Genomic DNA, 17881 nt, shown 5'->3' on the forward strand with positions numbered 1-17881 from the left:
TCAGCCCCGGGTCAGCTTCTTGTACGTCGCACGGTGCGGGCGAGCCGCGTCGGCGCCGAGCCGCTCGATCTTGTTCTTCTCGTACGACTCGTAGTTGCCCTCGAACCAGAACCACTTGGAGTTGCCCTCGTACGCCAGGATGTGCGTGGCGACGCGGTCCAGGAACCAGCGGTCGTGGGAGACGACCACGGCGCAGCCGGGGAACTCCAGCAGCGCGTTCTCCAGGGAGGACAGCGTCTCGACGTCGAGGTCGTTGGTCGGCTCGTCGAGGAGCAGCAGGTTGCCGCCCTGCTTGAGGGTGAGCGCCAGGTTGAGGCGGTTGCGCTCACCACCGGAGAGCACCCCGGCCGGCTTCTGCTGGTCCGGGCCCTTGAAGCCGAAGGCGGAGACGTAGGCCCGCGAGGGCATCTCGACGTGGCCGACGTTGATGTAGTCGAGCTCGTCGGAGACCACGGCCCACAGGGTCTTCTTGGGGTCGATGTTCTCGCGGCTCTGGTCGACGTAGGAGATCTTGACGGTCTCGCCGACCTTGATGTCGCCGGTGTCCGGCGTCTCCAGGCCCTGGATCATCTTGAACAGCGTGGTCTTGCCGGCGCCGTTCGGGCCGATGATGCCGACGATGCCGTTGCGCGGCAGGGTGAAGCTGAGGTCGTCGATGAGGACCTTCTCGCCGAACGCCTTGTTGAGGCTGTCGACCTCGACGACGACGTTGCCCAGCCGCGGGCCCGGCGGGATCTGGATCTCCTCGAAGTCCAGCTTCCGCATCCGGTCGGCCTCGGCGGCCATCTCCTCGTAACGCGCCAGACGGGCCTTGGACTTGGCCTGCCGCCCCTTGGCGTTGGAGCGGACCCACTCCAGCTCTTCCTTCAGGCGCTTGGCACGCTTGGCGTCCTTCTGGCCCTCGACCTTCAGACGGGCCTGCTTGGTCTCCAGGTACTTGGAGTAGTTGCCCTCGTAGCCGTGGAGCCGACCGCGGTCCACCTCGCAGATCCAGCCGGCGACGTTGTCGAGGAAGTACCGGTCGTGGGTGACGGCGACGACGGTGCCGGGGTACTTCGCCAGGTGCTGCTCCAGCCACTGCACCGACTCGGCGTCGAGGTGGTTGGTGGGCTCGTCGAGGAGCAGCAGGTCGGGGGCCTCCAGCAGCAGCTTGCACAGCGCGACGCGGCGGCGCTCACCACCGGAGAGGTTGGTGACCGGCCAGTCGCCGGGCGGGCAGCCCAGGGCGTCCATGGCCTGCTCCAGCTGGGTGTCCAGGTCCCAGGCGTTCGCGTGGTCCAGGTCCTCCTGGAGCTTGCCCATCTCCTCCATCAGCGCGTCGGAGTAGTCGGTCGCCATCAGCTCGGCGACCTCGTTGAAGCGCTTGAGCTTGTCCATGGTCTCGCGGGCGCCGTCCTGGACGTTCTCCAGGACCGTCTTGGACTCGTCCAGCGGCGGCTCCTGGAGGAGCATGCCGACCGTGTAGCCCGGCGAGAGGAAGGCGTCACCGTTCGACGGCTGCTCAAGACCGGCCATGATCTTCAGCACCGTGGACTTGCCGGCGCCGTTGGGACCCACGACGCCGATCTTCGCGCCCGGCAGGAAGGACAGCGTCACGTCATCGAGGATGACCTTGTCGCCGTGCGCCTTGCGCGCCTTGCGCATCGTGTAGATGTACTCAGCCAAGAGAAACCGTCCGGCAGTTTGGATCTATCAGGTGGTCTGGGTGGCTCCGCCGCGTGGGCCGTGGTGCGGCGTGGCCGCGCGAGGGCAGATACACCCCATCTTGCCGTACGTCCATCCCCGGATGGAAACGGGTGTCGAGGGGCGGACGGCAAAGGCCCCGGAGCGGACACTGCGCTCCGGGGCCTTTGTGCTGGTCGTCCGGTGGTCACCGGTTCACGGTGCGCCGACGGCCCGGTCACCGGTTCTCACGGGGACGGCGGCGTCGAGGCGGTCGACCGCCTCGCTCAGGCGGACTGTCCGGTCTTCTTCTTACGCAGGAAGAACACCGCTCCGCCACCGATCACCACGAGGGCGACCGCGACGCCCGCGATCACCGGGGTGGCGTTGCTGGAACCGGTCTCGGCGAGGTCGGTGCCGTGACCGCCGGTGCTACCGCCGGAGGTGCCGCCGGCCGTGGCCGGGCTGGGGTGCGGGGAGGGCTGGCCGCCGGTGCCCGCGGTCTTGCAGTCCAGGACGCCGGAGAAGGTCTTCTTGAAGCCGCCCGCGCCGGTGATCGTGATCTGGTACGGCTGGTCCTCGCCGACCGGAACGGTCACGGTCTTGGCCGCGCCGGGCGCGACCTCGTAGTCCTTGCCGGACAGCTGGAAGCGGAACGCCTCATCGCCCTTGTTGGTCGCGGTGACGTCCACGCCGCCCTTGGAGCAGTTCTTCTCCGCGGTGATGGCCGGGATCGCGCCCTGCTTCTTCCAGGAGACCGTGGCGGCCGCGGAGACCGTGGACTCGCTGGAGCCGGCGAGGATCTGGGTCTGGCTCTTGGCGTGCTCGCCGATGCCGGTGAAGGCGCGGCCGACCGGGACCTTGGTCGCGGCCTGCGCGGTGAGCGAGGTGTTGCCGTCGGCGGTGCCCTGGGGGACGTCGAAGAACAGCTGGGTGCCGTCGGCGGCGCTGGTGACCGGCTTGCCGTCCTTGCCGACGATCTTCACGCCGGCCGGCGCGCCCGCCGCCGGGGAGATGGTGACGCTGTCGGCGTTGGTGTGCACGGTGACCGGGCCGATCTTGCTGCCGGACTTCCCGGAGACCGCCGGCGGGTCCAGCGTCAGCGACGCCTTCGGCTCGGCGACGCTCTGCGCGCTCTTCTCCAGGTAGTCGGCGAGCTTCTCGGCGGCCGGGTCGACCGCGTCCACCTTGACGTGGTCGGAGAAGCGCCAGATGGCGACCTGGGTGCCGGCCGCGGCGGTCTTCTCGGACAGCTGCCCGGCACCGGCCTTGGTGGAGAGCGCCGCCAGGTCGTTCACCTGCGGGTAGGAGTTCTGCAGGATCCAACGGATCTTGCCGGCGTCCGCGTTGTTGTGCAGCGACGAGGCGCTCCAGGGCACTTCCTGGTAGCGGGCCTGCTGCTGCGTCGGGTTGTGGATGTCGATGCAGTACGTCTGCAGCGTGCCGCCGTTGTCGACCGACATCTCGAAGAGGCCGGCGCCGATGCGCTGGTCCCCTCCGTTTCCGTGCACCACGGCCTGATCGAAGGTCTTCAGGCCGCCGAGCGTCGCGGTGGCGCCCCCGTGCGACGCGGCCGGGTCGTCCGCCGCGGCGGTCCCCGCGGTGGCTATCGTGCCCGCCGCGATGAGGCCCGAGGCCACGACCGCGGCGGCAAGGCGGGCTGCGCCCCGCCCCTTCATCGAAAGCATGATTTCCCCTCTGGGCAAGGCGGTCGGCTGGAGAGGTCGCCTCACCGGAAAGATCCCAAGAACTCAACGGCCGAACTGGTCAGCCTGGTCAGCCCCCGTGAGTACTCGTCGGATCCTATGGAGCGGGCGCAGCAGGGTCCCCAGTAATAGCGTCCTATAAGCGATCCGCATCGCAATCGTTACCGAATACACGCATCGCGCGCCGGCATTATCGACAAATCGCCGTACGTTTTCAGGGCACAGATGCCTTGTTGGGTGAATTGCCTGACGGCTTCGTGCGTTTCGCCGGAACGACCTCCGGCGTCTTCACCGGTGCTGCCATTACCACAGTCGTAACCGATTCAACTTCCTTCTCCAACGGCATCGTGTCCAGGGCTCGTTGCGTTCCCTCCGTGGCTTTTGACGTCTTCAGTACCCGACGGAATGCGGACGTTCCGCGCGCGAGGTCGTGTCCGATCGCCAGGGCGTCGACCTCCGCCGCGAACCAGCGCTGGCCGCCCTTCTCCGGTGGCCGTTCCCCCTCCCGGAGCCGTAACCGCCCCTGCACGACCACGGGTTCGCCGACCGCGACCGATGCGGCGACATTGTCCGCGAGTGCGCGCCAGGACCGAACGGTATAGAAACTCGTCTCCCCGTCGGTCCAACATTCCCGGGCCTTGTCCCAGCGCCGCGAGGACGCCGCCATCCGGAACCGCGCCACGGACACCCCCGCCGCGGTCTCCCGGTGCTCCACCGCCGTGGCCACGTTCCCCACCAGCGTCACCATCGTGTCGTTCACGAAAGACTCCCCCGTCCCCTTCTTCTATGACGCCACGTCGCTGCGTGACGTCGGTACGTCGCCTCAACGTCCGGCGTATTGCCCCGCGTTGCGCCGCGTGGCCCGCGGCGTCGTCGCATTGCGCCGGTGCTGCCCGGCATTGCCGTGGGCGTACGGCGCCTTGCGTCGCATTGCGGCGGAGCCGTTCCGCGTCCACCGCGCCGCGTTGTCTCCATGCTGCACGGATTCGACGCGGGCCACGGCGGCCTGTGGACGAAGCACGCCCTGTGGACAACTCCGCCCCCCGAAAGGGCGACGGCACCCCGGCCGCCGCCCCTGCCCCGCTTCCGGCTCAGACGCCCGACGCCACCGCGTACCGCTCCCGCACCTCGCGGTACCGCAGGAGTTCGGCGGCCACCGGCTCCAGCACCCGCGCCCGGCCGCAGCCGGCCGCCGCGCCCCGCAGCCGTCGCTCGGCCTCCTGCCCGTACCGGCGGGCCGGGCCGCGGGCCACCACCCCGCACAGCCAGGTCAGCACCGGCCCGCCCACCGTCCCCACGACCGCGGGCAGCACCCCGGACAGCCACTCCGCCGGGTCGACCACCCCCGTCACGGCGCTCACCATCCAGAGCACACCCACCACTTGCAGCACGAAGAGCAACCCCTGCACCGAGGCCGCCACCGTCCACCACCGCGGTTTCCCGTCCGGTCCGTGGCGCAACCCCTCCTCGGCCTCGGCGGCCACCGCGTCCAGCGCCTCCGGCAGCCCTTCGGCCCCGCGCACCGCCGCCTCGCGCACCGCCTGCGCCCAGGGCAGCGGGAGCCCGTGCGCGGCCTCGCCCGCCACGGTCCGGACCGCCTGCTCCACCACGGGCCGGGCCGTCGCCCGCCCGTCCTCGCCCGGCCCACGCACACCGGCACGGCCGCCAAGAACGCCCCGCCCGGCCCCTGTGCCGCCGCCCCCTGCTTCGGCGCCTCCCGCTCCGGTGCGCGGCGCGCCGATCCGGACCGCGCCCGTGCCGGCGGCGCCCCGGGGCGCCGCCGCGCCCCGCCGGCGTGCCCTGCGGTCCTTGCGCCGGGCCCGCAACCGCGACCACGGCGATCCGCACGCCCGTTCCGCGTGCCGCAGCCAGTCCCGTTCCGCGGCCCGTCCCGTGGCCACCGCCCCGACCGCCTCGGCGAGCCGGTCGTCGAACTCCTCCCGCGCGGCTTCGGTCAGGCCCACCCGGCCGTCCGCGGCGTACGCGGTCCGCAGCCGTGCCGCCGCGGTGTCCACGTCCGCCGTCAGCCGGCGGTCCGCCGCGCCCCGCTCCGCGACGAACTGGCCGAGCGCCTCGCGGAGTTCCGCGACGCCCTCGCCGGTCGCCGCGGACAGGGCCAGGACCGCCGCGCCCGGCTCCCCGTGTTCGCCGAGCGCCAGCCCGTCCTCGTCCAACAGTCGGCGCAGATCGTCCACCACCTGGTCGGCGGCGTCGCCGGGCAGCCGGTCCACCTGGTTGAGGACCACGAACGTGACCTCGGCGTAGCCCGCCAACGGCCGTAGGTACCGCTCGTGGAGGACCCCGTCGGCGTACTTCTCCGGGTCCACCACCCAGACCACCGCGTCCACCAACTCCAGCATCCGGTCGACCTGCTCGCGGTTGGCGGTGGCCGAGGAGTCGTGGTCGGGCAGGTCGAGCAGGACCAGCCCGGCCAGTTCGGGACTGCCCTGCGCGGGGGTGTGCCGGCGGTGCACGGGCACCCCGAGCCGGCGCAGCAGGCCCTCCGCGCCCGGCCGGCCGCCCGACCAGACGCAGGCCACCGGCTCGGCGGTGGTCGGCCGGCGCGCCGCGACCTCCGAACGCGGCGCCCCCGCCAACGCGTTGAACAGCGACGACTTCCCGCTGCCGGTCGCCCCCGCGAGGGCGACGACGGTGTGCTCACCGGACAGCCGGTAGCGCTCGTCGGCCGCTTCGAGGACCCGGCCGGCCCCGTCCAGCACCGCCCCGTCCAGCCGGCTCCGGGACAGCGCGATCAGTTCCCGCAGCGCCTCCAGGCGGGGCCGCAGCCCCTCCCCCGCGGCCCGTCGGGCCCCACCGGGCACCCACTTGTACCCCGGCCCGCACTCCCCGAGCCCGTCCGCACCGGCGTCGCCCCGGACGGCGTTCCTCCGCCCACTGCCGAGCCCGTCCCCGGCGGCCTCCCGCGCCCCCTCCGCCCCTCTCCCCCCACGCCGGCGCCGTCCACGCGACGCCTCGTCCTCCTCCGCCGCGCCGTCGACGCCACCAGCGGTTCCCGCCGGCTGGTCCGCCCCGGCGGCCCGCGCCCCGTGCCTCGGCTCCCCGCCCCGCACCCGTCGCGCGATCACCCCGTCGTCCCAGGAGCCGCCGTCGTCCCACGCCCCACCGTCACCACGCGTCCCACCGTCGCCCGTCGCGTCATCCCATGCCGTCGCCCCGCCGGCCCCGCCGGCCTCGCCGGCCCCGAGTTCCGCCCGACGCTCCCCGGAGTCCGTCACCGCGTCACCGTCTCTCTTCCGTACCGGTCCGCCGCCGGGCGTCCGTGCTCGCGCTCCGCCTCCCGCCCCTCCACCGGCAGCGACCGGTGGTGTGCGCGCCGCAGCTGTTCGCGTTGCACCACGGACACCGCGGCGATCAGTTCGGCCTGCTGGTCGGGCGGCACCGTCAAGCGGTCCAAGGGGGCCAACCGGCGCTCCCGTTCACCGTCGAGGGCGTGCGCCAGGTACCGGGTCAGCAGCCGGGCGCCCTGGTCGCGCAGGCGGACCGCGCTCTGCGCCCCCAACAGATCGGCGAGGTTCTCGCCCGCCGTACGGGCACGGCGCCCACCCAGCAGCGCGGTGGCCAACAGGGCCGCCGGCTCCTCGGCGTCGACCGGATCGGTCCGTTCACCGGACTGCCCGCCGCGGGCCTCCCTGGCCTCCTCATCGGCCAGTTCCTCCAGGCAGCGCCGCCAGCGCCGGACGATCACGCCGATCCGCCCGGCGGCCCCCGCTGCCCCGTCCATGGCGGTCAGCACGCCGGCCGCCGCGGGGTCCCGCCGCCAGGCGCCGGCCGCCCGCTCGTCGGCCTCCTCGACGGCGCAGACCAGCAACGCGGTCAGCCCGTGGGCCAGGGCGTCCAGCAGTTCGTCGGCGCGGCCGCCCAGCCCGTGCGCGTGCCAGTGGGCGCGGGCGTCGCCGGCCAGCACTTCACCGGCCGCGACCTCGCGCCGCACCCGCGCCGCGGCCTGTTCGTACGCCTCCTCGACGCGGCCGGCCAACCGGAGCGCCGCGGCGTGCTGCGCGGCGGCGGCCCCGGCCAGTGCCGGCAGCCGGCTGCGCAGTGAGGCGATCACCCCGGAGGCGGTCCGGTCCGCGGCGGCACTACGGGCGACGGGGTCCTGGGCGTGCCGTTCCAGCCACTCCCGCAGTCCGGCGACCGCCGTCGCGGGCAGCAGTCCGCGGCCCCCGCCCGCGGACTCGGGCAGCTCGGGGATGGTGAAGCGGGGGACGTTGCCGAGCCCGGCGCGGAGCAGGAGTTCGGCGTAGCGCGCGGAGATCTCGCCGGCGATCTGGTGCGGCACCCGGTCCAACACGGTGACCAGCGTGACGTCGTACTCCTTGGCGGTGCGCAGCAGGTGCCAGGGCACCGCGTCGGCGTACCGGGCCGCCGTGGTGACCAGCACCCAGACGTCGGCCGCGCAGATCAACTCGGCCGCCAACTCGCGGTTTCCGGCCACCAGCGAATCGATGTCCGGGGCGTCCAGCAGCGCCAGGCCGCTGGGCAGCGCGGCGTCCGTCTCGATCCGCACCGTCGGCGCCCCCGGCGTCCCGCCCGCCCGCCCGCGCCCCCCGCCGAGACCCTTCTCCTCTCCTTCGCCGCGCTCGTTGCCCTCGCCGCCGCCGTCCTGCTCCGGCACCCACACCCGGGTGAGCCCCGGCAGCACCCGCTGCCCGGCGAACCAGCGGTGGTCGTCGGGATGGCAGACCAGGACCGGCGTACGCGTCGTGGGCCGCAGCACCCCCGCCTCCGACACCCGCCGCCCCACGAGCGAATTGACCAGGGTCGACTTGCCCGCTCCGGTGGATCCCCCGATGACTGCGAGAAGGGGGGCCTTAGGGGCGCGCAGGCGGGGCATCACATAGTCGTCCAGCTGGGAGAGCAGCTCCGCCCGGTTCCGCCGGGCGCGGGCGGCGCCCCCGAGCGGCAAGGGAAAACGTGCGGCGTCGACACGGTCACGCAGAACGGACAGTGCGTCGATCAGCCGGGGTCCTACGTCCAAGGTGGCCACATGTGAAGAATGCCCAATTTCGTTAGGTTTTTGAAGCGTATAGCCCCTTGCGTGCGCCGTAAGAATCTCCACGGGACGCGATAGGCGAGATATGGGATTTTCGTAACATTTCAGACGCAGGCATAACGAGTGCACAACACCCGCAGCGCGAGGCGCCAAAAGCGGTGCAGGATTCGTACCTGCCTGCGATTATCGGGATCGCTTCACCGAACCTCCACAACGTGCCACGGAGGTGAAGCAACCGGGACGAGCCACCCGGACCTCTATCCTGGTCCGCGGTTCGTGATCCACGCCCACCACCCGGCCCCCGTAGCTCAGTGGATAGAGCAGGTGCCTTCTAAGCACTTGGCCGCAGGTTCGAGTCCTGCCGGGGGCGCCAGCGCAGGCCCTCCCCTGGGGAGGGCCTTTTTGCTGGTCAGGGGCGGTTCATAGCGAGCGATGCCGGGCCGGAAGCGCCCCCTGAGGCAGGCGGGGCGCGTCCGGCGGTGTCCGACTGAAGCCGAGTTTCTGCGGGTGGCTGCGGAGAATAGGCGGTGAAATTTTTCAGGCGCCCGGCGCGGCGGATCCGGCAACTCGCCGGCCTGCTCGATCCGGCGCTTCAGGTCATCGAGTTGCCCCTCGATGCAGGCATGCGTGCTGGGTTACAGCCCGCAGGAGCCGCGGTCGAGGTGGAAGTACCGGGCGTTGGCCCAGCGGCACAACCGGATACCGACGATGACGCCGACGATGGTGATCAGGGCAGGCAGGTATCCGCTGGCGACCTGGATGACCGGGATTGCAGGGCACCCACCTGAGATCGCCCAGCCCGTACCGAACAACACCGCGCCGGGGATCACGCCGGCGTGGATGCGCCCTGGGGTGCGGCGGACCCGCAGCAGGGCGAACGCGCACACGAGGATCACCACAGCACCCGCGAAGGAGAGGAACATGCGCAGGTCCTGGAAGGTGAACATGCGGTTCAGCTCGGCGTAGTCGCCGAAACCGATGTTGGTGACGGTATAACCGAGGGCCAGTCCGGTGATGATGTTGGCCAGCAGAATCGCGCCCCGGGTGCGCATCAGATCACCTTCCACAGGAGGAACGACACCGCGACGGCGGTGCCGAAGAACACGGCGGTCGCGACGATGCTGACCGGCCGCAGCCGGCCGCAGCCGCTGAGTCCGTGGCCGGAGCTGCACCCACCGGCCAGCCGAGTGCCGAAGCCGACCAGCACACCTCCCACGAACAGCATGGCGATCATGGTGGTCGGATCGGCGGTGACCAGGTCCCGAAAACCCGGGCCCATGTCGTAGCGGAGGTGGAACCGCCCGGAGGCGGCCGCGGCGATGAACCCACCGAGGAAGATCGACACCAGCAGGGCAGCCTGAGTGACCAGCGGGGCCGGGCGCAGGCTCGTGGCTGCCGGGCGCTCACTCGCCGCCGGTTCGGCGTTGGCTTCGAGCGGCTGCGACCCCTCGTAGGGTTCCTGCGGCACGGTGGACGCGCCGGTGCCGGTGCCGGTGCCGAAATGCTCCGCTGTGGCTGCGGCAAGCGCCTCAGCCAGAGCTTGGTCGTCGGCGAACTCCTCGTCCATCCGCTCAAGTTGGCGTTCGCGACGCCAGTGCAGCACGCGATCCCACGCGGCCGACACTCCGAGAGACCGGTCGGTGATGAGAGTGTGGTTGATGGTGATCAGAGCGAGCCCGATAGCGCCCGCCCACCAAGGCCAGTAGGCACTCATGCGGGTCCTCTCATCCAATCGGCAAATCGAGCCCACCAGCCGCGCTTTGAGCCGGGCGCAGCAGGCGTAGCGGGTGCAGCAGGTGCAGCGGGTGCAGCAGGTGCAGCGGGTGCAGCGAGGCGGTCCGAAGGTCGGGCAACCTGTGGTGACGGTTGGTGATGCCGGACACCTGCTCGCGTAGGTGTTGCCCCGAACTGGGCCATGGCCTCCGGTGTCGCGGTTCCGGGTCCTGACTGCTCATGCGGCCGGGGCGCCCGGGTGGCACTGGATCGGTCCGCCTTGGCCGGGGCTTCGAGGTGCCGCGCCTGGGCTCCGTTGGGCAGCAGGCTGATCGGCACGCGCTCGCCGGTGAGCGACATCTGGTAGCGCGCACAGCCGAGCCATCGATCCGCGCTGTCGCAGTAGTACTCGCGCCAACCTTGCAAGCTCGCCCTAAGTAGGGGGAAAAGGGGGCATCCTGCGGCGTGTGAGCAACCCACGTTGCTCCCTCCTGACTGGCGTACCACCCGTTGGGGGAGAGCGGTTGCTGTTCTCGATTCCTGCCCCCGCCGGCCCGGTCGACGGCCTGAAAAGCAATGCGGTGGCGGGCAGTGGCAGAAGGCGCTGTGCCTCAATTCCTCGACCGGGCGCGATGCAATCATTGTTTCGGCGTGCCGAGCAACTCGGGGAATTTTTCCAAACAGGCCACTTGGCACTACTTGGTGAGAAATTCTCCGCGACGGATTTGCGGCGTCTGTCTCTCGTGTCCGGATATTTGCGACCGCCGGCGAGGCCGCTTGGGCTGTGATTCGACTTCGCGATCGCGGCCCGCGCTGGCGCAAGTCAGCCGTTTATGGAAAGGATGTAAATTCTGGAGTTCCTTGCGGCGATGGCGTAAATGTCGCATATGTCAAACGAAGGGCCAAGGGAGAGTAATCATGTGTCAACGTGCTGTCTGTCGGTCGTGCCGGAAGTTGACCCATGAGGGCTGCGGAAGGCATGTGGACCAAGTTCTCATGGGTGTGCCAACGGCTCAGCGGTGCACGTGCGAGCCCGCGGAGCGCAAGCGTGAACGCACAGTCGAGGCGACGACTCGATCGGAATCCGTGCCGGCCCGACAGAGCGGGGCGTCGCGACGCGCACACGCTCCTGGGTACCCAGGGAGTCGCCCGGACCGATCGAGGGGCGGCTACTGGGCTCGGCTCGTCGATTGGGTGAAAAGACCGGCATGAGACAGTGATCCGAGTGCGCTCGCTTTGGGTCCCCTGAGTGCAGGGTGTTGGTTATCGGGCCATGAGAACACGGATTTCAGAACTCCGGAGTGCCAGCGCTCGGCATGACAGCATCCGCTTCTTCTGACGTCCTCATCCACTTTCTGCGAACCCGCTGCACCAAAGAATGCCTTGGCGCGAAGATCCTCCGGATGCAGAACTGACAGTCGCTCGTCGCCAACGTGAATGCCGGGCAAGCCGTCCACTGATGACGGCAGCCCGCGGGGCATTGCCACGTGGGACGCCCGGGCTGCCGTATGCGCGCGGGAGCGGGCCGGCACGGGGGGAACCAGCCCGCTCCTGCGGTCGGCGCCCGCGGACCTCCGCAGGAGAGCGAGCGCCTCGACCCTCATCATCGGGTCACTCCTTCCAGCGCCCTGTGCCCCTGGAATGTCACTGATGGCGAGAGACGGTCACCAACCCACCTTGTCCTCCGGCGGGACTGCTCTGTAGCCGCCGGGCTCTGCGCCGCCCGGAAGGACAGGGTTGCCGGGCCGGTACGCTGAGGCCGCTGCGGCACCCCGCACCTTGATCCGCACCCCACGGTTGGTCATGGCTTACGGCGATCAAGACGTCTTTGGGCATGAGGATGAAGAACACGTGCTGATAGCGGGCCGATACCGGCTGCGAGACACCATCGGGCGGGGCGCGATGGGGGAGGTCTGGCGAGCCTTCGACGAGACGCTCGGCAGACCGGTTGCCGTGAAACTCCTGCTCCCCCACGACTCCGACCCCACCGCGCCCTCCCGCTTCCGGCTGGAGGCGCGGACCGCCGGACGCCTCAGCCACCCGCATGCGGTCGCCGTTCTCGACTTCGGCGAGCACGAAGACCGTCTGTTCCTGGTGATGGAGCTCGTCGATGGAGGCAGCCTCGCCGACCGGCTTACCGCCTCCGGACCGCTGCCCGCCGAGCACGTGGCCCAGATCGCCGCACAGGCCGCCCTTGGGCTGGCCGCCGCGCACCAGCAAGGCATCGTGCACCGGGACATCAAGCCGGCCAACCTCCTGCTGGGCGCCGACGGCACCCTGAAGATCGGCGACTTCGGCATCGCCCGCTTCCTCGACGACCCCGGTGCCGCGCTCACCGCCACCGGTCAGATCGTCGGCACCAGCCTTTACCTCGCGCCCGAGCGGGCCCTGGGCCGCACCGCCGGCCCGGCATCCGACGTGTACTCCCTGGGCTGCCTGCTCTACCAACTCCTCACCGGCCGACCGCCGTTCCAGGCGGACAGTGCGCTCGCGGTGCTTCATCAGCACCTCGATGCCGCCCCCGTCCCGCCCCGGCGACTCGGCGCCGATCTACCGCCCGCCTTCGAAAGCTATCTGCTCGGTCTGCTGGCCAAGGAGCCCGAGAGCCGACCCACGGCTGAGGAGGTGGCGGACTGGTTCGGGCGCGGAGCCTGGCGCGGCGTGCCGGAGCCGCTGCCGCTGCCGCTGCCGCGCGAACACCAGCAGCACGGCCGCCAGGACCGGCCGCACGTCACCGGTTCGAGGGCCGCCGCCCCTGCAAGCTCCCGCTCCGCTCCCACCGCCCACTCCGACGGCGCCTTCGCCCCGGTGGCGGACTCCGAGTGGCGAACGAGCGTGCACCGGGCCGCGTCCCGCCGCTCGCACCTGCCGCTCCCCCGCCGTTTGAGGCTGGTGGCCGTGCTGGGCGGCGCCGGCGCCTTCACCCTGGCGTTGGTGGCGGGCCTGGTGTGGTTCTCGCCCGGCACAGGCTCGGCGCAGGCGCCGCAGACCAACCCGTCCACGAGCACGAGCCCCGCCACGCCGCCTCCCTCGACGTCATACGAGACCGCTTCCTCACCTCCGGCACAGCCTGCCAAGCAGAAGCCGGAGGGGGCGCCCGACGTCAAACCAGGGCCCAAGAAGGCCGACAAGCCCGGCAAGCGCAGGCACTGACAGAGGCGCGGAGCCCGGATCCTCACACGGTCTACATCGCCTGGCCTTGACCGCCGGTCCCGGGCTCGCTGAGCACGACAGCCCCGGTGACGCCACCCTGCTCGTGCTGCGCGGACACGTGCGGCGCGTCGAGGGCGAAGCCTCCTGGGAGGGCCGGGCCGGTGAGCCGCTCGTCATTCCCCCGGCTCGTCACGGCCTTGACGCCATCGAAGACTCGGCAGTGCTCCTCACCGTCGCCAAGACCGGCTGACCAGCACACCCGGCAGGCACCGGCACCAGCTGGCACGCGGCAGGACGACTCCACTGTGCGCTGCGTGCCCGCTGGCGCTCCGGCCGGGCGCCGCAGCCGAACGGCAAGGGCAGTTGGACAGTTGGGCGGTGCGGCTGCCGCCCTCGTCACGCCGATGCGGTGACTGCGGACAGGTGGCCTTCGCACTCCGTGGGGATGCCGGCGAGCAGTGCGGCCTGCGCGTGCGCCTTCCACAGCCGGTGCGCCTCGACGCCCTGCCCGTCGTAGCACGTGCCGTTGCCGCAGCGCCCTCCCGCGGGCTCGTAGGGGAGATCAGGGCCGCGCCATCCGCACGTACAGCCAGGGACGAGGGCTAGCGGCGGCCCTGTCGGGACGTCAGGGCCGGGGCCGGTCCACGTGCCGCCGTATGTGGTGGAGTCGTCGGCGAACCGACGCTCGTACTGCACGTGGCCAGAGACGAAGGCCGGGACGGTGCCGTCGGCAAGCCGGCCGAGGACGAACCCGCCGTGCTGGGCGCCCTCGTCGTTGCCGAGGAGCCACGTCACCGTGTCAGCCGTCCGTCCTGTGGTGCGGCTTTCCGACGGGGGGTCGGCGGGCGGGGCCGTCACGCCGATGACGGCCAGGGCTTCGGCCAAGGCGTCGTGGGCGGTGTCTGCGTCGAGTCGGGTGCCGGAGCGGCGGACCACGGCGGTGAGGCGGTCGTAAGCCTGCTCATACTCGCCGGGAGTGAGGGTCCGGGCCCCTTTTGCCAAGCCTTGACTCGCTGTCGTGACGTCAACCTTGCAACATTCCTCGCCGAACGCAAAGCGGTCGGCGACGGGGCCACCTCTCCGGTTGCTTCGGAGAAACTCCGGCTGCTCGCCGTCCCCACCGCATCCGCGGGACCGGCCCCGCCCCCCGGCCGGCGGTCGGGAGGGGCGGGGGCGCGGGAGCCGTCGCGCTACAGGCCGAGGCGGACCGCCTTGCGGGGTTCGTCCTTTGCGCCGGTGAGGAGGCCGTGGAGGGAGGCGAACTCGTCGACGCACTTGGCAGTGCCGTTGACGACGCAGTCCAGGGGGGCGTCGGCGACCACGACGGGGACGCCCATCTCCTGGCGGAGGCGGCGGTCCAGGCCGCGGAGCAGGGCGCCGCCGCCGGTGAGGGCGATGCCGCGTTCGATGATGTCGCCCGAGAGCTCCGGGGGGCACTCGTCGAGGGTGCGGTGGACGGCGCGGACGATGGCCTCGACGGGTTCGGCGAGGGCGGTGCGGATCTCCTCGGCGGTGATCTCCTGGAGGCGGGGGAGGCCGCTGAGGTGGTCCCGGCCGCGGACGGTGAACGAGTGCGGTGCGGGGGCGGGGGCGTCTTCGGCGTCGGGGTCCGCGGCGGGGACGGCGGGCGCGGCGGGGAGGTCCTCTTCGGGGGTCCAGGCGGCCGAGCCGATGGCTATCTTGATCTCCTCGGCGGTGCGCTCGCCGATGGCCAGGCCGTGCTCCTTCTTGATGTACGTGGAGATGGCGGCGTCCATCGCGTCTCCGGCGACCCGTACGGACTGGGCGGTGACCAGGCCACCCATGGAGACCACGGCGACCTCGGTGGTGCCGCCGCCGATGTCGACGACCATGCAGCCGACCGGTTCGGCCACCGGGAGGCCCGCGCCGATCGCGGCGGCCATCGGCTCTTCGATGAGGTGGACCTCGCGGGCGCCGGCGCCGCGGGCGGAGTCGATGACGGCGCGGCGTTCGACGCCGGTGATGCCGGAGGGGACGCAGATGACGACCCGGGGGCGGGCGAAGCGGCGGCTGGGCAGGGCCTTCTTCATCAGGGCGCGCAGCATCTGTTCGGCGGCTTCGAAGTCGGCGATGACGCCCTCCCGCAGGGGGCGCATCGCGGTGATCCCGGAGGGCGTGCGGCCGATGGTGCGCTTGGCCTCCGAGCCGACGGCGACCACGTCGCCCGCGGCGTTGACGGCGACCACGGACGGCTCGTTCAGCACCACGCCTTTGCCGCGGGCGTAGACGAGGGTGTTGGCGGTGCCGAGGTCGATGCCTATGTCGTACGTACCGGACGAAGTGCTGGCGGCCATGGGGAGTTCGTTTGCTCTCTCTCGGGAGGACATTGCGCCGCAGAGAGCGCCATTGGCTTACCAATGACGCTAATTACGGGCAATTATCTAGACTACTGGGGGTGCTGAATGGTTCCTGCGGGGGCGGTCTGCGGGGTAAAGAGGCGGCAAGGAGCGGGGGCGGAGGGCTGAGGGTCAGGGGTCGGGCGGCAGCGCCTCGGCGAGGTCGTCGAGGGCGTCCAGGAGGAGTTCGCAGGCGCGGACGGCGACGCCGGTGTGCTCGCCCTCGGCGTTCCACTGGGCCCAAGTCCCGTGCGGTGCGCTCCAGTCGAGGGGGGTGCCGTCGCGGATGGCGCGGTCCGCGCGGTCCAGGGCGGGGCCGAGGGCCGCGGCGAACGCGGCGGCGCCGGGCGAGGGCGCGGCGGTCGGGTCGGGCGGATGGGCCTCGACGATCATGGTGACCCGGCCCATGGTGGCCAGCGCGACGCTGGCGGCGTGGGCCGCGGGGAGCGAGAGGCCGCGGTGCCGGACCGGCTCCTTCTCGGCGCGGGCCTCGCTCGCTTCCCAGGCGGCGCGGGCCGCGCGGGCGTCCAGCAGGGCCTCGCGGACCTGCCGGGGGCGGCGTTCGGCGGGCCGGGCGTAGCCGTCGAGGACGGCGAGCGCGTAACGGCCGTTGGCGGTGAGCCAGTCCGCGAGGCGGTCGCGGAGCCGGGGCGTCTCCCAGGCGGGGAACAGCGCGTAGGACAGCATCGCCAGGACGCCGCCGATGAGGGTGAGCACGATGCGTTCCTGGACGGTCTGCTCCCAGCCGGCGCCGACGATGCCGAGCAGGAAGACGACGTAGCCGGCGACGCAGGCGGAGGTGACCGAGAAACCGGTGCGCATCAGCAGGTACATCAGGAAGATGCAGACCAGCGCGAGGGCGGCGCTGACGTACACGCCCGGGTGGGCCAGGGCCATCAGGGCGCCGGCGACGGCGACGCCGACGAGGGTGCCGGCGAAGCGGGCGACGCCGCGGGAATAGGTCTGGGCGAAGTCGGGGCGCATCACCATGACGGAGGCGAGCGGCGCCCAGTAGCCGTGGCCGAACCGCAGGGCGGTGGCCAGCACGTAGCCGGTCGCGGCGACCGCGGCGACGCGGAAGGCGTGCCGGAGGACGTGGGAGGACCAGCGGGACTCGCGGCGCAGGGCGCGCAGGGCGACCGGGACGAGTCTGGGGACGCTGGGGCGCAGCAGGTGGCCGCGTTCGGCCTCGGTGGTGGGGCGGGTGGCCTCGACGGGCTCGTCGGTGAGTTCGACGGCGTCGGCGAGGAGCGAGATCAGGCGGTAGGCGGACCGGCGGGCGGGGCCGGTGAGCATCGGGCCGGTGGCCGGGACTTCGAGGGCGGCCGTCGCCTCCGGTGGCAGCCGGACCGGTCGGTCGTGGCGCACGGCGTGCGCGACGGCGTCCAGGACGGTGGCGGCGGCGCCGAGCAGTTCGCGGGCGCGGTCGCGTTCGGGGCCTTCCAGGGGGGCGCCGACGACCGGGTCGGCCAGTGAGGCGAGCACCGGGCGGACGCGTTCGGCGAGGCCCCGGGGGCCGTGCAGTTGCACCGGGCGGCGCTTGGCCTGGCGGGGGGTGACGGCGGAGGCGAGACGGGCGTCCATCAGGGGCGCCGGGTCGAAGGGGGCGACCGGGTCGTGGCGCAGCCGGCGGGCGTAGTCGGCCTCGGCGGCCAGGGCGTCGGCGAGGGCGTCGCGCTGGATGCCCCAGGGGCGGACCGGGAAGAGGACGATGAGGGTGGCCTGGACGAGGCCGCCGAAGGCGATGAGCGCGGCGTGCGCGAGGGCGCCGAGGACGGACGTCGGGAGCGTGACGGTGATCAGCATGATCGCCACGGTCTGGGTGCCGATGAGGCCGGAGACCGGGCCGATCGCCCAGGCCAGGCCCGCCAGGAAGGTCCAGCCGGTGAGCAGCAGGACGAACGCGACGAGGTGGGCGGCGGCCAGGTAGCCGAGGAAGGTGGAGACCGCCAGCGCGCCGGCGACGGCCAGCGCCAGGACCGGCCGGGGGCGCATGCTGCGCTGGAAGGTGGCGATGCCGGCGGAGAACGCGCCGAAGGCGGAGGAGACGGCGAGGGCGGGGCTGCCCTGCCACAGGCACAGGCCGATGACGACGGCCACGCCGGCGGTGCCGCGGATCGCGACCAGCGGGGTGAGTTTGGCCCGTTCGATGGTCAGCCCCGAGCGGGCGGCTTCCTTGAGCGCGCGCGACCAGGTCATAGCGAGAGGATACGGGCCGGGAGCTGGGGTGACGGGGTGTCGGGCGGCGGGAGCGGGAGGGCGACCCGGATGCCTGC

The 17881-nt window shown here is 71.9% G+C and carries 12 protein-coding genes and 1 tRNA gene; 3 read left to right on the top strand and 10 right to left on the bottom strand.

What is annotated here, in order from left to right:
- The 5 genes from ettA to ACJ6WD_RS16270 form a co-directional block, all read right to left on the bottom strand.
- Positions 1 to 1665 (bottom strand): energy-dependent translational throttle protein EttA, encoded by a 1665-nt coding sequence (gene ettA, locus ACJ6WD_RS16250; protein WP_016575353.1) that lies wholly within the window; start codon positions 1663 to 1665, stop codon positions 1 to 3.
- 284 nt (positions 1666 to 1949) lie between these two features.
- Positions 1950 to 3350: an LAETG motif-containing sortase-dependent surface protein gene (locus tag ACJ6WD_RS16255; protein ID WP_233657682.1), complete on the bottom strand. Its 1401-nt coding sequence runs from the start codon at positions 3348 to 3350 to the stop codon at positions 1950 to 1952.
- 232 nt (positions 3351 to 3582) lie between these two features.
- On the bottom strand, positions 3583 to 4128 hold the full coding sequence (locus ACJ6WD_RS16260; protein WP_407616015.1) for a single-stranded DNA-binding protein: 546 nt from the start codon (positions 4126 to 4128) through the stop codon (positions 3583 to 3585).
- 331 nt (positions 4129 to 4459) lie between these two features.
- Entirely contained in the window at positions 4460 to 6190 is a 1731-nt protein-coding gene (locus tag ACJ6WD_RS16265) for a YfjP family GTPase (protein ID WP_331247066.1), read from the bottom strand.
- Between the two features lie 410 nt (positions 6191 to 6600).
- On the bottom strand, positions 6601 to 8376 hold the full coding sequence (locus ACJ6WD_RS16270) for a dynamin family protein (protein ID WP_407616016.1): 1776 nt from the start codon (positions 8374 to 8376) through the stop codon (positions 6601 to 6603).
- Positions 8377 to 8679: 303 nt separating this feature from the next.
- Here ACJ6WD_RS16270 and ACJ6WD_RS16275 point away from each other — a divergent pair.
- Positions 8680 to 8755: transfer RNA gene (locus tag ACJ6WD_RS16275), tRNA-Arg, on the top strand.
- Positions 8756 to 9017: 262 nt separating this feature from the next.
- On the opposite strand, the gene ACJ6WD_RS16280 is transcribed toward ACJ6WD_RS16275, so the two are convergent.
- Both ACJ6WD_RS16280 and ACJ6WD_RS16285 read right to left on the bottom strand, forming a co-directional pair.
- Entirely contained in the window at positions 9018 to 9434 is a 417-nt protein-coding gene (locus tag ACJ6WD_RS16280; protein ID WP_016570856.1) for a YeeE/YedE thiosulfate transporter family protein, read from the bottom strand.
- Positions 9434 to 10096 (bottom strand): YeeE/YedE family protein, encoded by a 663-nt coding sequence (locus tag ACJ6WD_RS16285; RefSeq protein ID WP_407616017.1) that lies wholly within the window; start codon positions 10094 to 10096, stop codon positions 9434 to 9436. Before ACJ6WD_RS16285 ends, ACJ6WD_RS16280 begins: the two co-directional genes overlap by 1 nt.
- Positions 10097 to 11946: 1850 nt before the next feature.
- On the opposite strand from ACJ6WD_RS16285, the gene ACJ6WD_RS16290 reads away from it, so the two are divergent.
- Together ACJ6WD_RS16290 and ACJ6WD_RS16295 are read left to right on the top strand one after the other, a co-directional pair.
- The gene (locus ACJ6WD_RS16290) at positions 11947 to 13248 is read left to right on the top strand and encodes a protein kinase domain-containing protein (protein ID WP_407616018.1); all 1302 of its coding nucleotides are present in this window, start codon (positions 11947 to 11949) and stop codon (positions 13246 to 13248) included.
- Positions 13249 to 13294: 46 nt separating this feature from the next.
- Positions 13295 to 13498 (top strand): hypothetical protein, encoded by a 204-nt coding sequence (locus ACJ6WD_RS16295; RefSeq protein ID WP_376443185.1) that lies wholly within the window; start codon positions 13295 to 13297, stop codon positions 13496 to 13498.
- 146 nt (positions 13499 to 13644) lie between these two features.
- Here the strand turns inward: ACJ6WD_RS16295 and ACJ6WD_RS16300 are convergent, their stop codons facing one another.
- From ACJ6WD_RS16300 to ACJ6WD_RS16310, 3 genes are all read right to left on the bottom strand, one after another.
- Entirely contained in the window at positions 13645 to 14250 is a 606-nt protein-coding gene (locus tag ACJ6WD_RS16300; RefSeq protein WP_407616019.1) for a hypothetical protein, read from the bottom strand.
- Between the two features lie 188 nt (positions 14251 to 14438).
- Positions 14439 to 15563, bottom strand: coding sequence for a rod shape-determining protein (locus ACJ6WD_RS16305; RefSeq protein WP_233657674.1), 1125 nt, complete (start codon positions 15561 to 15563; stop codon positions 14439 to 14441).
- A 174-nt stretch (positions 15564 to 15737) separates the two neighbouring features.
- Positions 15738 to 17804 (bottom strand): FUSC family protein, encoded by a 2067-nt coding sequence (locus ACJ6WD_RS16310; protein ID WP_376556687.1) that lies wholly within the window; start codon positions 17802 to 17804, stop codon positions 15738 to 15740.
- Positions 17805 to 17881 lie beyond the last annotated feature (77 nt).

Source organism: Streptomyces sp. VTCC 41912 (genome assembly GCF_045799175.1).
Taxonomy (GTDB): domain Bacteria; phylum Actinomycetota; class Actinomycetes; order Streptomycetales; family Streptomycetaceae; genus Streptomyces; species Streptomyces albulus_C.

Coding starts and splice junctions, on each gene's coding strand:
- ACJ6WD_RS16285 (WP_407616017.1), bottom strand. CDS start 10,096: ATGAGTGCCTACTGGCCTTGGTGGGCGGGCGCTATCGGGCTCGCTCTG.
- ACJ6WD_RS16280 (WP_016570856.1), bottom strand. CDS start 9,434: ATGCGCACCCGGGGCGCGATTCTGCTGGCCAACATCATCACCGGACTG.
- ACJ6WD_RS16305 (WP_233657674.1), bottom strand. CDS start 15,563: ATGGCCGCCAGCACTTCGTCCGGTACGTACGACATAGGCATCGACCTC.
- ACJ6WD_RS16255 (WP_233657682.1), bottom strand. CDS start 3,350: ATGCTTTCGATGAAGGGGCGGGGCGCAGCCCGCCTTGCCGCCGCGGTC.
- ACJ6WD_RS16310 (WP_376556687.1), bottom strand. CDS start 17,804: ATGACCTGGTCGCGCGCGCTCAAGGAAGCCGCCCGCTCGGGGCTGACC.